Annotated in this window: 13 protein-coding genes and 1 pseudogene; 3 read left to right on the forward strand and 11 right to left on the reverse strand. The window is 34.7% G+C overall.

Annotated features, from left to right (window positions below):
• Positions 1 to 283: 283 nt before the first annotated feature.
• Together Q7C23_RS06320 and Q7C23_RS06325 are read right to left on the reverse strand one after the other, a co-directional pair.
• A complete protein-coding gene (locus Q7C23_RS06320) occupies positions 284 to 592 on the reverse strand; it encodes an IS6 family transposase (RefSeq protein ID WP_375031704.1) in 309 nt (102 codons plus the stop codon).
• 409 nt (positions 593 to 1,001) lie between these two features.
• A complete protein-coding gene (locus Q7C23_RS06325; protein WP_375031705.1) occupies positions 1,002 to 2,864 on the reverse strand; it encodes a hypothetical protein in 1,863 nt (620 codons plus the stop codon).
• A gap of 312 nt (positions 2,865 to 3,176) precedes the next feature.
• Between Q7C23_RS06325 and Q7C23_RS06330 the strand changes: the two genes are divergently transcribed.
• Positions 3,177 to 3,365, forward strand: coding sequence for a hypothetical protein (locus Q7C23_RS06330; RefSeq protein ID WP_375031706.1), 189 nt, complete (start codon positions 3,177 to 3,179; stop codon positions 3,363 to 3,365).
• A 155-nt stretch (positions 3,366 to 3,520) separates the two neighbouring features.
• Here Q7C23_RS06330 and Q7C23_RS06335 read toward each other — a convergent pair.
• The 4 genes and pseudogenes from Q7C23_RS06335 to Q7C23_RS06350 all read right to left on the reverse strand — a co-directional run bounded on the left by Q7C23_RS06335 (position 3,521) and on the right by Q7C23_RS06350 (position 7,099).
• Positions 3,521 to 4,186: pseudogene (locus tag Q7C23_RS06335) on the reverse strand (IS6 family transposase).
• A 444-nt stretch (positions 4,187 to 4,630) separates the two neighbouring features.
• On the reverse strand, positions 4,631 to 4,822 hold the full coding sequence (locus tag Q7C23_RS06340) for a cold-shock protein (protein WP_375031707.1): 192 nt from the start codon (positions 4,820 to 4,822) through the stop codon (positions 4,631 to 4,633).
• 157 nt (positions 4,823 to 4,979) lie between these two features.
• Complete coding sequence (locus Q7C23_RS06345) at positions 4,980 to 6,398, reverse strand: SDR family oxidoreductase (protein ID WP_375031708.1); 1,419 nt, start codon at positions 6,396 to 6,398, stop codon at positions 4,980 to 4,982.
• Between the two features lie 17 nt (positions 6,399 to 6,415).
• Positions 6,416 to 7,099 (reverse strand): SDR family NAD(P)-dependent oxidoreductase, encoded by a 684-nt coding sequence (locus Q7C23_RS06350; protein ID WP_375031709.1) that lies wholly within the window; start codon positions 7,097 to 7,099, stop codon positions 6,416 to 6,418.
• 300 nt (positions 7,100 to 7,399) lie between these two features.
• On the opposite strand from Q7C23_RS06350, the gene Q7C23_RS06355 reads away from it, so the two are divergent.
• Together Q7C23_RS06355 and Q7C23_RS06360 are read left to right on the forward strand one after the other, a co-directional pair.
• A complete protein-coding gene (locus Q7C23_RS06355; RefSeq protein WP_375031710.1) occupies positions 7,400 to 7,687 on the forward strand; it encodes a TIGR03643 family protein in 288 nt (95 codons plus the stop codon).
• Positions 7,688 to 7,782: 95 nt separating this feature from the next.
• Positions 7,783 to 9,291, forward strand: coding sequence for an ATP-binding protein (locus Q7C23_RS06360; RefSeq protein ID WP_375031711.1), 1,509 nt, complete (start codon positions 7,783 to 7,785; stop codon positions 9,289 to 9,291).
• Between the two features lie 228 nt (positions 9,292 to 9,519).
• Here the strand turns inward: Q7C23_RS06360 and glf are convergent, their stop codons facing one another.
• From glf to Q7C23_RS06385, 5 genes are read right to left on the reverse strand one after another with little or no spacing between them, the layout of a single operon-like run.
• Positions 9,520 to 10,626, reverse strand: coding sequence for a UDP-galactopyranose mutase (gene glf / locus Q7C23_RS06365; protein ID WP_375031712.1), 1,107 nt, complete (start codon positions 10,624 to 10,626; stop codon positions 9,520 to 9,522).
• Positions 10,623 to 11,270 (reverse strand): hypothetical protein, encoded by a 648-nt coding sequence (locus tag Q7C23_RS06370; protein WP_375031713.1) that lies wholly within the window; start codon positions 11,268 to 11,270, stop codon positions 10,623 to 10,625. Before Q7C23_RS06370 ends, glf begins: the two co-directional genes overlap by 4 nt.
• Before the next feature lie 40 nt (positions 11,271 to 11,310).
• Positions 11,311 to 12,600 (reverse strand): HlyD family secretion protein, encoded by a 1,290-nt coding sequence (locus Q7C23_RS06375; RefSeq protein WP_375031714.1) that lies wholly within the window; start codon positions 12,598 to 12,600, stop codon positions 11,311 to 11,313.
• Between the two features lie 3 nt (positions 12,601 to 12,603).
• Positions 12,604 to 14,823, reverse strand: a complete 2,220-nt coding sequence (locus Q7C23_RS06380) for a peptidase domain-containing ABC transporter (RefSeq protein WP_375031715.1) — start codon at positions 14,821 to 14,823, stop codon at positions 12,604 to 12,606.
• Positions 14,820 to 16,046, reverse strand: a complete 1,227-nt coding sequence (locus Q7C23_RS06385) for a DUF6625 family protein (protein WP_375031716.1) — start codon at positions 16,044 to 16,046, stop codon at positions 14,820 to 14,822. The genes Q7C23_RS06380 and Q7C23_RS06385 overlap by 4 nt, the downstream gene beginning before the upstream one ends.
• Positions 16,047 to 16,090 lie beyond the last annotated feature (44 nt).

A 16,090-nucleotide genomic window follows, 5' to 3' on the forward strand; every position in this document is an offset into this window, starting at 1 on the left:
AAAGCTCTCAGAAATGAGAGCTTTTTTTATTTGCAGACTAAAAAATTATTAGGAAAATAATTAAACTAAATCTACTTTCGCATAAACTGGAAAATGTGGTTCTGTCGCATCTGTCGCATCTGTCAGAATAAAATATAAGTTTTTAAATGATTTAAAAGTTAAACTGCCAATTTACAAAATGATTTAAAACCACTTTTATCAATGTTTATTACTCTTGGCCGGTAATTATTAGCAATTGCTTTAATTAGAAATGACTGAGCACTCATTCTTTGTCTTTTTCTGGTCAAAGAAAGTCAACCGTATTGCCTAATTTATCTACTGCTCGATATAAATAACACCAAATACCTTTTACTTTGATGTAGGTCTCATCCAATCTCCAACTCGCCCCCACTCTGCCTTTTCTCTTCTTCATCTCTGCCTCAAGCAAAGGTGCAAACTTATAAACCCAACGCTGAATCGTGGCATGATCCACAATGACTCCTCTAATCTTCATTAGTTCTTCAACATTCTGGTAACTAAGTGTAAATCTTAGCTTGAAATATACTGCCTGAAGAATGATGTATTTTGGATAACAATGACCTTTAGTATTCATCTTTTGATCGGTTTAAAATTCTAAAGATAAAAGTTATTCCCAGATGCGACAGAATCCAAATTTTAATCAATCCCCAACAGGACATCCAAACCAAAATACTGAAGACATATAAAGACAACCCCTACATGTAGTACGCCAATATCTTCAAATCGTCCATAAATTTTATAGAAATTTGTCCTGTTCCTGTCACTTAAGGAGACAACTATTATATAGTTGTCTCTTTTTTATACACAAATATGTCGATTTTTCAAGCCTTTACGATCTAAAAATTTCGATCAAGACGTAAATCTGAGGAACAGTAAAAATCGGATCAGGTGCAAAAGTTGGGGATTAGGCAAAAAAAAGTCCCAATCTCGAAATTTCCGGATCAGGACTTTTTTTGGTAATAATTCCGTTAAGGCATCTTTAACTAATCAACTTTACAGAACGAAACTAAATCTTCATAAGTTCCTACTCCGCCTTCACCATTTGTAAGATTTGCTGTTGCTGTTGCTTTGATTGTATAAGCACAAGGCAATAAATCATTAACAGTCTGTGTTGGAGGCGTAAACACCAATTCAGTTGTCCCAAAAGTTTCCGGAGCTGCCATAAGAGCAATAGGATTAAAATCAAAACTTTGACCTGGTTTGTGAGGACCTATAATAGAAAGGCCAACGCTACCCAGATTTTGATTTCGAGCGCCATATTTTATATGCAACGCCGTTGTTATTTTACTGCATCCGCTCATGCCTGATATTATTTCCTGTATATCCAGAGATAATGCTATACGCTGGCCATTGACAGTTGCTGGAGCCCAACTTCCGTGTTTGTTTACATTGTTATAAATAACATTGTATATACTAATGGCTTTAGAAGTACCGGCTACAAGTTCTGTCGCACTGTTATTGCCTTCTCTTTGTCTCATGCGAATCGCAAAATAACGATTCAGAGTATGAGGACGTGCAGCAGAAACTGTTGAATTTCCAATACCTGACGTTGGCATTCCCATATCAATATTTGTTACACCGGTAAGTGTTTCGGTGTTCAAACATAATATTTGAGCATCTGTATGCGGTGCAAAATTGGATTCCTGAGGTACTTCAATCCAATTACCATTAAAAGTAACTGTTTTTTCTGTTCCTGTACCATTAATATAGTATGGCTCTTGATTAAACGGATTTGCCGGATCTCCTGAAGGAGTCCACAAGTATCCAATATTTGTTTTAGCAATCATATTAGGTACAACCGGATGCCAACCTGCCGGATTAAGCGCTGTTGCAGGAGTGGCTACCTCCTGATATTCAAATAGATATTGCATCTGGTTTCCATTAATTTTTTTGCTGATAGAACCCACCATATTAACGGATGAAAAGAATGCAGATCCGCTGGCTTTACCATCTGTGATTCCTGCCTGGATAGGGATATGCTGTAACAGTCCAAAATGGGTAAAGGAAGGCGGGATCGGAGGATCAACAGGTATAAGTTTATCAGAACATAATTTCACGCATAAGCAATATCCCACATTGTTTCTTCGATTAGCCGCGGTTTCCAAGGCAAATCTCTGCCCGTTATATTCGAGTTGAAAATACACATCCGGACCGCTGGCAAAAGGAAATGTAATATCTGTCTCAATATTGAAAGCTGGTGAAAGAAACGTTTTTTTGAATTTGAGAGAATCGTAATAAATGGTAAAATGCCCATTACTATCGGTTAATCCTGTACCAAGCTCATCATCCGTAATAAAATCGGCATCCATGGCAATCACGTTAATTCCAACTAATGGCTTACCGGTTTTGCAGTCTACTAATTTTCCGCAGATAGTCCACACATCAAAATACCGTCCTTTAATTTCACACCACCATCTGTTCGGAATCGCATAAGAATATTGTCCGATTCTGGTATCTGCTGTAGCCTGGCCTTCAGCATCCCATTTCGGATAAAATGTAGTAACGTGGAATTGTCTTATTGGATTTTTTTTCGGTGGCAGGGGTCCTTTAGGCACTGTACCACATTCAAAATCAAATTCTAAGGCTGAATCAGCATAATCTCTTTTTAATTCAATCAGGAATTCACCTGAATCCTCAGTCATTCCCTCACCTACTAATCTGCCTTCTTTCTCCTTAACTTCCTGTGGAGTTAATAATTTAAATGTTTCTTTTTCGGAAGCAGCTAGCGCACCTTCAACATTTGTGCTTCTTTCAGGCAGGTACAAACGTACTTTAACCTGACTGACATTTTCTTCACAGTCTTCGCATAAACGTCCTAAAAGTCTTCCTTTAATAAAATTTCTCATAATAATTAACTTGTTGTTTACCTACTCTATTCCCTTTTCGGCATACGGTTTAATATTAAATTATGAGACAAATCTATTAACTATTCATCTGAAAAACAGCAGGATATACACCCAATTCTAAAGGGTAAATTTCCCCTTTTTAGACATCACAATATTCAGTAACGTTCCAAACCTTCCAAAAAATGTTTGACATTTGTTCCGTCGAGGTCACTGCTATTTATACTATACTAATGGGAATTACGTAACTACTAACCCTTTAAGTATAACAAATAGGTTTAAGCTGATACTATCTTTACGAAAAATAAAGCTGCCATGGAAAACTTAAATATTCAATCTCAGAAAATTCAAAAATGCCCTTATCAGGTTATGGCTTACGGTGACAATAATTGCGATGTAGCCTACCGCACTCCATATAAAGGAGACTGGGGGCATTGGGATGAACCTACTGAAAATTCACTGCCTACTACAAACACAGAGGATATTGAAATGATTATAAATTAATGATTTAAACTTCGTGAAATTCAGAACTTTTTGTTCACTACTTATAAAAAATAAAAAAACCTATTTTATAATAAAATAGGTTTTTTTTATGTCTTGTTTTTGCGGTTCTGTCGCATCTGTCAGAATCAAATATAAGAATTTAAGTAATTTAAAAGTTAGCCTGTCAATTTACAGAATGATTTAAACATAGTTATCCCTTGTTCAATCATCTGATTCTTCCTCAGCATATGCACAACTTCAATTCCACTCAAGGTTCTTTTGGCCGATTCAAAACTTTTAAAGCCTAATCCGTTTTGTATTCGCCACTTGATAAAACGATGATCTTGCTCTACAATATTGTTGAGATATTTACACTGTCGGATTTTAATATTAGAGAACGAACGCTTGTTATAGACTTTGATAGCGGCAGTATTAGAACCGCTTTTATCAATGTTTATTACTCTTGGCCGGCAGTTATTACTAATTGCTTTAATTAGAAATGACTGAGCACTCATTCTTTGTCTTTTTCTGGTCAAAAGAAAGTCAACCGTATTGCCTAATTTATCTACTGCTCGATATAAATAACACCAAATACCTTTTACTTTGATATAGGTTTCATCCGATCTCCAGCTTGCCCCCACTCTGCCTTTTTTCTTCTTCATCTCTGACTCAATCAAAGGTGCAAACTTATAAACCTAGCGCTGGATCGTGGCATGATCCACAAGCACCCCTCTAATCTTCATTATTTCTTCAACATCCCGGTAACTAAGTGTAAATCTTAATTTGAAATATACTGACTGAAGAATTATGTATTTTGGATAACAATGCCCTTTAGTATTCATTTTTTAATCGGTTTAAAATTCTAAAGGTAAAAGTTACTCAAAGATGCGACAGAACCGTATAAAAGCTGAGTGTACAGCAAAGCTGAAAAACAAGTCCCTGTGTTGAATAGAAAGACATCAATTGGGTTTGAATGTGCAGTTTTCCAAGACAAAACAGGGCTGATCAGCAGCCCTAGCCCCGAGAGCAGTGAAAATCTTTTGTGCCGGTGTTCGGCACAAAAGATTGCAGCGTATAGCGGGAAGAGCTCCTAAAAAATAATTGACCCGAGGCTAGGTACAAAATATTGCTTCGCGAGTTCTCTTGCGCTCGGGTGCAACATACAGCGGGAATAGCTCCCAAAAATAAATACTATAATATTCATAAGAAACAATATTACACCACATCCATAAAACAAAAAAGGCACCTGATTAGAGGCGCCTTTTTAAGTTAACTGTGATAGTATATTATGCTACAACTACGTTTACTGCGTTTGGACCTTTACGGCCTTCTTCGATGTCATATCGTACTGCATCGTTTTGAGCGATGTTTTCTGAGAGACCTGAAGCATGAACAAAAACTTCGGCACCTCCATTATTAGGAGTTATAAATCCGAACCCTTTTTCTTCATTGAAAAATTTTACTGTACCTTCTTGCATTTTAATGTATTTAAGGGTGTAAAGGTAGCTTTATTAAACCAAAACTGACTGAATTTGAGTTTTTTATTTTTTTTTATTTTTAAACATAACTTTACCATGGGGTTAACTTCATTGATTTGCGTAGAATTTCATCATTTTTTTTTTCCCGGCAAGGATCCTACCGGATCAGTTTTTCAATCATCCCTTTAAAAATAAAACCATGAAAAGGCAAAACCGAATACCAGTATAATTTTCCTAAGATTCCCTTTGGTTTAAAGGTTGCAGCCTGATATAAGGTGTTGTTAATAATCTTAAATTCCAGCCATGCTTCACCGGGTAATCTCATTTCTGCATATAAAATCAACTTTCCTTCTATTTTATTTGCATATAATACCCTCCAAAAATCCAATACATCGCCCGGATATATAATGCTTTTGTGTGTTCTTCCTCTCCTCGCTCCAACTCCTCCGAAAATTTTGTCAATAAACCCTCGCAAATCCCAAAGCCAGTCTCCATAATACCATCCTGTATCTCCGCCAATCGACCAAATTTTTTCAATAGTGTATTCCCTATTTATAATCTCTCTTTTTCTTCTGTCTATATAACAATCTTTTTTGGGAACCTTAAGATAATAAGCTAAATTTCCTTTAAACTGGCCGCTTACAAGTGAATCTTTCCAACTCGAAACAATATTATCTTCATTTATTTTTATGAGTGCCCTATCCAATGCTTCTTTGTAACTAATTGGTGTTACTGCTAATAAATTATTGATGCGATTGTCCTTGCAGACAACTTCTACTTTCATACTGCTAACCAGGGCAGAAGCCAATTTATAAGAGGTCGAAGTCACAAAATACAGCCAGTAGGAAGATAATTTGGGTGTCATCACCGGGATGGTAAAAATGTGTCTTTTTAGTTTTTTAGCCTTGGCAAATTGCAGCAGCATTTCTTTATAAGTAAGTATATCAGGGCCTCCAATATCAAAACTCTGATTGTAGGTAACAGGATTGAGCAGTGATTTTGTTAAAAATTCCAAGACATCCGAAATTGCTATGGGCTGGCATTTGGTATTGAGCCATCTTGGGGTAATCATCACAGGCAGTTTATCTACCAAATCACGTATTATTTCAAATGAGGCACTGCCCGATCCTACAATGATTCCAGCCCTTAAAGTTGTAGTTGGAATTGCTCCTGCCATCAAAATTTCTTCCACTGCCTTTCTTGACGATAAATGTTTGGATAGTGACTTATCATTTACAATGCCGCTTAGGTAAATGATCTGTTTTGCATTTGTTTTATTTATTCTTTCCAGAAAATAATTTGCCGAAATACTTTCCAGTTCATTGTAATTTGAAGCAGAACCGGACATCGAATGAATCAAATAATAGGCCGCATCAATATCATTGGGAATGTTTACCAGACTTTCAGGATTTAGGAAATCTACTTCAACAACCTTAATGTTTTTCTCAAATTTTTCTGGATAATAAAACCTGTTTTTATCTCGTACAACACAAATCACATCATGCCCCTGGTCAATCAAGATTGGCAAGAGCCGTTTTCCTATGTAACCTGTTGCGCCTGTTAAAAGAATTTTCATTGTTTGTTTTCTAATTATTATAATTTAAAAGTAACTAGTCCATAATCCATCTGGAAAATCTGACCTGAGATTGATCCTGCTTTATCAGAAATAAGATAGTCTGCCATTTGGGCAACTTCTTGGGCTTTTAAATAATTTTTCATTGGATGACGCTCTACCATATTTTCTTTCATACGATCATTTCGCAAAATCGAAGCAGATAGCGAAGTCTCTGTAATGGTAGGAGCTATGGCATTTATACGTACTACTGGAGCAAGCTCAGCACCAAGAGATTTAACCAAGCCTTCAACGGCTGATTTTGCAGCTGCAATACTGGAGTGAAAAGGCATTCCTAATTTTGCAGCAACTGTACTAAATAAAACAATCGAAGGATTCTTGCCTCTTTTTAAAACCGGCAAATAATGCTGAATAACTTTTACGGCACCAATTACATTAATTTCAAAATCCTGCCTGAAATCATCAATGCTCAAACTTAAAACAGGTTTTAGGTTTATCGATCCCGGACAATAAATTAAAGTGTCTATATCATCAATTTCTGGTAATACATCGCAAAGCACATCTGCAGAAAAATGAATTAAATTAGGATGCGAAATATCTGGGGCAGACCTTGAGATATTATAAACAAAATTATTTTCTAACTGCTGCAATAAAATAGCGCTACCAATTCCTTTACTGCCTCCTATAATTACAATTTTATTCATCTTATTTACTTTTAAATTAACGATTTTGCTTCTTATAATTATTTAAAAATGCAATTGATTGTATAATTGATTTCTATATCAATTTTGCGAAGGGTTTAATTTTCGGTAATCATTTCAAAAATCAAACCCTTTTTTGGCATCATAAAGATAATCATTGTTTAACTATTTTGTCAAAATATTAAACAAAATATTCTTTTGCTTATATTAGTACCAAGAATTTAATTTAATCATTGATCAAATGGAGCTTATTTGTTAAGTATAAATTTGAGCCATTGCAAATAGTAATCAATAAAAGGCAGGATGAAAAAAGAATCAAATAATTTTTCGGATATCGATTTAGATCGTATTATTGAAATGGCGTGGGAAGACAGAACAACATTTGATGCCATCTATTTTCAATTTAATTTATCAGAAGCAGCTGTAAAAGCTTTAATGAAAAAAGAATTAAAATTCAGCAGTTACAAATTATGGCGCAGGCGTGTGGAAAATTGCAATACAAAACATTCTGCTAAACGGGCTTCTGGTATAGATCGTTTTAAATGCAGTCGTCAGCGTTCTATTTCTAATAATAAAATATCCAAGAGGTAATATATAATTATATTGGAATTGTGCAACTCTTTAAGAAATACATATAACCAAACCCATTAATAAAAAACTAGCTTCGCCTAGAAAAACAAACTGCTATGTACCAAGATTTAAAGCTTTTGAAAGATATAGTGGATAACACGCCCCTGCCTATTGCGGTATATACAGGCGAAAACCTAAAGGTTGAACTGGCAAACCCTGCCATGATTCTTACCTGGGGAAAAGGAGAAGATGTAATAGGGAAAAATTATCTGGAGATTCTTCCCGAAATTCAAAACCAGCAGATATTTGATCAGGCTCTTGCCGCATTTAAAACAGGTGTTCCTTTTCATGCCAAGGATAAAAAGGTTGATCTGGTGATAAATGGCCAGATGCAATCGCATTATTTTAATTATAGTTTCATCCCCCTTTTTGATGCTCAGAAAAACATCTACGGTGTAATGAATACCGGAGCTGATGTTACAGATCTGCATCAGGCTAAACAAGAGGTGCAAAATTCAGATCAATGGCTCAGGATGGCCGTCGACTCATCCGGTATGGGAACCTACGAGATTGACCTTGCTACAAAAAAAATCAAAACCTGCGGCAATTTTAATGCAATCTGGTCCATTGAAGAGGAAATAACCAATGAAGAGCTTATTGCAAAACTGCATCCCGAAGATCAGGCTGTGCGCGAAAAAGCACATCAAGAGGCGCAGCTTACTGGGAAAATGTCTTATGAGGCCCGAATTGTAAACGATGACAGTTCAATACGCTGGGTAAAAATAGACGGCAAAATCATCAAAGACGAAAATGGCAATCCCATTACTATTATTGGAATTATACAGGATATTCATGAGCAGAAACAATTTCAGGAAGAGCTGAAAAAACAGGTTGCAGAAAATACAGAGGAATTACAGAGGTCCAATGATGATCTTCTGCATTTTGCCAACGTAGTGAGCCATGACCTGAAGGAACCTGTCCGAAAAATAAAAACCTTCAACATTCTTCTAAGAAATGAACCTGAAACCATATTTAATGAAAACTCAAAAAAATACCTGGGTAAAGTAGATCAGTCCGCCCAAAGAATGCAGACTATCATAGAGGGCATTCTCGCCTACTCCACATTAGATAAAAAAACGCAGCCTGTTGAAAAAATAAATCTTGAACAGGTTATTGAAAATATTAAAACAGATCTGGAACTCATCATAAATGAAAAAGGAGCAATCCTTGTCATAAGTGAGCTGCCTACTATAGAAGGGGCGCCAATACTTATCCATCAGCTTTTTTACAACCTTATCCATAATGCCCTTAAATTCTCAAAAGCGGACGAGCCGCCACGTGTAATCATAACTTCAACTGTTATTAATATAGATGGCCTTGAATTACTTGAAATAAAAATCAAGGACAATGGCATTGGACTGGATCCAATTCATGCAGAAAAAATATTTGATGCCTTTGAAAGACTCCACTCCAAAGACCAGTTCGAAGGAAATGGCCTTGGCCTTTCGCTTTGCAGAAAAATAGCAAGAAGACATAATGGAAAAATTATTGCTACCGGAGAGAAAGATAATGGCGCTGAATTTTTAGTTATTCTTCCCCTTAGACAAGCTACGGAAAATATCTAGAAACCGCTCTAGTGAGACAACTTCACAATCATACTGTCTTAGTTATATCAATCAAGTTTGTAGGGTATGACAGTTTATTTTGCAACAAGATCATATCCATTTAGTCTAATCTTCTGTTCTTTTATCTGATATTAATAATTGTCGCTTGACAAAAGTTAAAAAAATTGTTTATTCCATCCATTAATAACCAAGTAATCTATTAAAAATTAAAGAAAATATATACCAAACTTAACTCCTCTTCATTTTTTTAGTTTTCATAAGCGCAGCAGCTATTACTTGATGCATATCATAGTATTTGTACTCGGCTAAACGTCCGCCAAAAATTGTTTTTCTTTCATTTTTAGCGAGAGTATTATACAAGTTTAACTTTTTTTCATTTTCTACATCATTAATAGGATAATAGGCCTCCATTCCCAAAGACCATTCTTGAGGGTATTCCTTAGTTATAATAGTATACTCTTGTCTCCCAAATTCAAAATGTTTATGTTCTACAACTCGTGTATATGGAATAATACCATCTGTAAAATTTATAACTGCTACACCTTGATAACTAGGCACATTTAGTTTTTCCTGTTCAAATCTCAAACTTCTATATTCCAAGCATCCAAACTTATAATTATAGAACTCGTCCAATTTACCTGTATATACTAAAACATCAGCCATTTTCGAAAGATTATCACGGTCTTTAAAAAAGTCAACACTTGTCCTTACCTCCACACCCGATAACAAACCGTTTATTAATCTGTTATAACCTCCTATTGGAATTCCCTGATACCTATCATTAAAATAATTATTATCAAAAGTAAAACGAACGGGTAAACGTTTAATTATTCCCTTTGGCAAATCTACTGCCTTCCTTCCCCATTGCTTTTCTGTATATCCCTTGATTAACAACTCATAAACATCTTTACCTACCATGGTAATCGCTTGCTGCTCTAAATTTACAGGATTAACTATACCTGAAGCCGAAATCTGATCTTGTATTTTTTTCTCGGCCTCACCTGGATTTTCAATATTCCATAATTTGTAAAAAGTATTCATATTAAAAGGCAGATTATACAACCTACCTTGATAATTTGCAAGTGGAGAATATACAAAATTATTAAACTCTACAAAGGAATTAACATAATCCCAGATTTCTTTGCTATTGGTATGAAAAATATGCGGTCCATATTTATGCACATTTATACCATCTATGTTCTCACAATAAACATTCCCTCCCGTATGAGCTCTTTTATCTATAACTAAACATTTCTTACCTGCATTTGTCATCTCGCGTGCAAATACTGCACCGTACAATCCAGATCCCACAATTAAGAAGTCATATTCTTTCATAATTTAATATCGTAAATATCAAAACTTAAAGAATATTTTTCAACATAGGCATTCATTTCTTCATGATGGTCAGATTGCACTGCTCTAGTGTGCTCTGAACTTACATCATCAATTACCGCCATGTTCATTTTTCTGTAATCGAGAATTCTTCCCCAATGATAATCAATACCCCATCCGCTTATCGACTCATTAAAAGTAAAAAGCACTTTTTTCAAACCATCATTGGAAAAACACGGCTGCATAATTTCAATAAAATTTGTAAATCGAAGCAGAAAATCTTTGTTTTTTGCAGTATGATCATGAGAATAATAGGAATTTCCTATGGCAGGCTGTGCAGCATCGAGCTTAAAAATTTTCATGTATTTAAACAAGCGTCTAATGTTAGCACTATTAATCGAAATATCATCATCAGGCATATAAAAATAATTGTACTGATCAATAAGTTCAGGATTATTAGATAGATATTCATAAATTAATCTGAATTTATATCCTTTTTGTGCAGAAACATTGGAACAATCATTTTTAAACAATTCATATGAGTCATCATAAACTATCAAATGAAGATCAAATCGAGATTTCTTGTCAATCCACTCATGGTGTAAGCTGTTTTTGCCTACGGCGGCTATTATACAATGTTTATTCATTAGTTAGTAATAAAGTTTATTTTCAAAAACAATAAGGAATTTAAACATGTTTAAAAAGACTTTTAAACTGATACAAAATTCTTTCCAGCAATCTTAAATCTTCCGTAACAATTTCTGCAGTTCCTTTCATTTCCTGCTGAAAGACAATCTGTTTGCTGTAAGAGGTTTTTAATCTGTTTGGAAGTGATACATCCACTAATAAATTTCCATCTTGATCCGGCACCAATGAAATGTTTCTAATTTCACCTTTTAAAACTCCAAATTCCCTGTCCGGATAATTGGCCAGACGGATATTTACGCGTTGCCCCACCTTTATTTTTCCTGAATTTAACGCTGGGGCTTTTACTTTTCCTATATAAGTATTTTTAGCATATGGTATTATTGAAAAAACATTATCCCCAACATTTATGGTCTGATTTTCATTCCAAACCTGCAAAAAAGTAACCACTCCACTGACAGAAGATTTCAATGTGTAAGTCAGTTCCCAATCTTTTATCACTTTCTTTAACAGATAAAATGACTGCGCCGCGCTTCTATCCAGGTTAATCTCTTCTTTGGTACTGTTGATCTGTAAATTACGGCTTAATTTGGTATTATCAATTAATGACGATTTAATTTGAGAAATAGAAGTCAGCAGTCCTTTATAACTTTTCATTGCTTGAAGATATTCGAGTTTTTTTACTTCCATTTCTTGCGCCGAAATAATTCCTTTATCGAATAACGTTTCAAACCTAACAATTTCATTTTTATTTAATTGCAGTTCACTTTCGTTAAGGGCTTTTTGCTGCTGAAGTATGTCTAGCCTGTCCTTAAGCTGCATTTTTTCTGCGCTTTGTGCTTTAGTTTCAATTTCAAAAGGATGCAGATTTTCATTTAATTGCTGCGCCTGATAATCTTTCTGAAAAACAGCAAAAGCGCTTTCAATTTCTCCCAACTGCATGTTTTTTAATGAAGCAAAAGGAAATTCTTTTTTCGAATTATTGATATCATAATTGTCGACAATTCTTTTAAGCAGAAAAACATCTTTATAGTCAGCCGTATTTTCAATAACAGCTAATATACCGCCTTTGGCTACAGATGTTTTATTTTTTACCAAAATTGCTTCAATGCGGCCAGAAGATTTAGAAACAATCTTTTCCGGAGGAATATTGGTAGTAATCACAATATCGGTGCTGACAACATCTGGATATTTCACAAACCAGCAAACAAAAAACAGCATAACAATAATGGCAAATATGAAAATGGTTCCCCAACGGATCATCCAATGCGGAACCTTGGTAAGAATGTCCTGAACCTCTTCACTTCTTAATTCTAATGTATCTTCTGTCATGATTTAGTTTCCTAATTGCAATTGGTTTTTAACTAGTTCAAAATAATTGCCTTTCTGGCCGACAAGAGCCAAATGACTACCTATTTCAATAATTTTCCCATTATCCAGAACTACAATCTGATCTGCATTCATCACAGTGCTTAATCGGTGGGCGATTACTACAACTGTCTTATTTTTAAAAAATACATCTAGTTTTTGCATGATTTCTTTCTCATTATTTGCATCTAAAGCCGAAGTTGCCTCATCAAAAAATAAAACTTCTGGATTTTTGTAAACTGCTCTTGCGATCAATAAACGTTGTTTTTGCCCTGTACTCATACCAGTTCCTTCAGCGCCAATTTTAGTATTATACCCCAAAGGCAGTCCGCTGATGTACTCTGTTATATTGGCAACATTTGAGGCATAAATCAAACGCTTTTTGTCTATACTGTCGACTCCTACCGCTATATTATTGGCAATGGTGTCACTAAAAATAAATCCTTCCTGCATCACAGTTCCAATATTAGAGCGCCATGCTTTTTGAGAGATGTTTTTTAATTGTGTATCTCCTATCAGCACTTCTCCTTTATCTGGTTCATAAAATTTAAGCAGTAATTTCATCAGAGTGGTTTTACCGCTTCCACTCGACCCTACAATTGCCGTTACTTTCATTGCAGGAATCACTAGGCTTAAATTGTCTAAAACAGGAATATCAGATCCCAGATAGCGGTACGAAAGATCTTTTATTTTAATATCAGCATCATACGGAACTTCATTAGTTTGATGGGCTTCCTGCTGCACTTCATCTTCTTTATCATGAATCTCCGATAATCTGGCCAAAGAGATTTTAGCATCCTGAAGTTCTCTCACAAAATTAATCATCTGCGCAATAGGGCCATTTAAGCTTCCTACAATAGAATTTATGGCCAGCATCATTCCAAGAGTAATTTCACCGTCAATGACCAATTTGGCTGAAAGAAATGTTATAAATATATTTTTAACCTCATTTATAACAGATGACCCCACTGTTTGGGTCTGTTCCAGCACTAGACCTTTAATCGAAACGCGAAAAAGTCTTGCCTGAACATATTCCCACCCCCATCTTTTTTGTTTTTCCGCATTATGCAGCTTAATCTCCTGCATGCCGTTAATTAGCTCCATAACTTTACCCTGCTCTTTACTTACTTCAGAGAAGCGCTTGTAGTCTAATATTTTTCTTTTTTTTAGAAAAAGCGTAATCCAGCTAAAATAAAGCAGACTTCCGCCAAAAAAGACAAAAAATATCTGCAGGTTAAAATAGGCCAAAACTCCCCCAAGTACAATCATATTAATAAATGAGAAAAAAACATTCAGCGAAGAGGTAGTCAAAATTTTCTCTATACGGCTGTGATCATTTATTCGCTGCATGATATCCCCGGTCATTCTGACATCAAAGAAAGAAATTGGCAAATCCATCAATTTGATGAAGAAATCGGAAATTAGCGAAATACTAATTCGTGTCGAAAGATGCAGTAAAATCCAGCTTCTTATAAGCTCAAGGCAGGTTCTTCCAGCAAAAAGAAAAAGCTGGGCAAAAAGAATCAAATAAATAAAATTAATATTTTGATTCTGTATGCCAACATCAACTATACTTTGGGTAAGGAAGGGAAAAATAAGCTGCAGCAGACTCCCGCAAAGTAGTCCAATACTCAATTGTACTAAAAAAGATTTATATCTAAGCACATACTGAGATAATAAACGAAATCCTAACCCGCTGCGCTCTTCTTTATCAAACTCTGTCAGAAAAAATTTTGGCGCAGGTTCAAGTAATAATGCTATACCCTCCTCTGTGGAAGAATCTGCATTTAGTCCAATCCAAAACTTTAAAAATTCATCCTCATAATAATCTATAAGGCCAATTGCTGGATCAGAAATTTTAAAGATGAGTGTTCGGGAACTTTTATTTAAATTTTTAATGACTATTTTATAAAGCACCACATAATGCACTTTATTCCAATGCAGCACACAAGGCAGAGGGACCTCCAGCAACTTTTCTAAGTTAAGCTTTGCGCCAATACTCCTAAAGCCAATAGTCTCAGCAGCTTCACTCAACTGATACAAATTAGTTCCGTATCTAGTAGTTTCGCTTAGATCCCTTAAATCCTGTATATTAATTGTTTTTCCATAATGTTTGGCAACAATCTTTAAACAGGTTGGACCGCAGTCTTTAAAATCCGTTTGAATATAATTGGTGAAATTTTTCAAATTATAGTATGATTCTCTATTTTATTGTAAGCAGTAGTATGACCGCTGCTATGTATAATACCAAATTTATTCCTCATATGAGACTCTTCTTCATTGACCTTGCAGATCAGTCCTAAGTTGTCTGCAAAAAAATATCCTTTATTAAAAGTCATTTCATAAAGCGAAGCACGCTTGTGTTTTTTAATTGTAATAAAATTTGAACCATCCTCATTTCTGCCAATAATAGCATTTTCTTTATCCAAATAATACGAATAGTCTCCTTCTGCAAGATATTTAACCTTTTTTCGAACTAAAGCATAAGAAAAAAAGGAGTCCAGTCGTTTGCCCACATTCCAGATAAAAGGACGAATTGTATTGTCATAATAAACTCTCAATCTAGTTGATAGTAAATTATCCTGCCTGTAGTCAAAACGGTCTATATAGAAAACATCCGGAATTTCATCCCATTTCAATTTATTATTCGCAAAATAATTACATTTATAGTACATCAAATGATAAAGCATGAATTCGAATTTTCCCGTATAAGAAAAAGTCCCGTTTTCCCATTTAAGTCTTCCTGGAGTTCCTTCAACAAGCATAAAATCAAAATGAGCTTTCATTTTTCCTTTATCCATCTCTCTTACTATCACATGCTGAATACTTTCAATTTCACAATTCATTTTAAAAATGTCATGTATTTCAGTAAAAAATGGTGAATTCTCAAAATTAGTTTCATCAAAAGCATAATTTTTTGAGGTAGTAAAAATCATTTTATAATCTCTACTTTCTTTATACAGATTGTTTACGTAATTACTATTTCTATAAAGCATACAGCATGCCGTTATAAAGGCATGTCTTACACAAATTGTATCATATTCATTAAGCAGATCATCGGTTAGAAATTCGCGTATTCTTCCATAAATAACGTCAATATCAGTTATGCCCCAAAAATCATATCCCTGAAGATATTCTGAAAACAAAATGCCAAATGCAGGTCTGAAATCACAAAGTTTGTAGCCTTTTTCAACATTAATATCTAATCCTAGTTTTTCTGTGGCTAGGAGGTTAAAATCCTGAAGAGTAAAAGGAATAACTTTTATGTTCGCTGCTATTTTATACTCAATAATAGTATCAGTAAAAATGAAAAAATCTATGGTAGGATTTGCTTCGCATGATTTTAAAAAAAGTTTAAAAAACCACGGAAACTCCCCCATGTAAATATTTATCAATCCAATTTTTTTCATAAAAAAAATGTTTTTTTTTATATTTTAATAACACAATATCCCTT

Origin of the sequence: Flavobacterium sp. LAR06 (assembly GCF_041946075.1) — a bacterium.
GTDB lineage: Bacteria > Bacteroidota > Bacteroidia > Flavobacteriales > Flavobacteriaceae > Flavobacterium.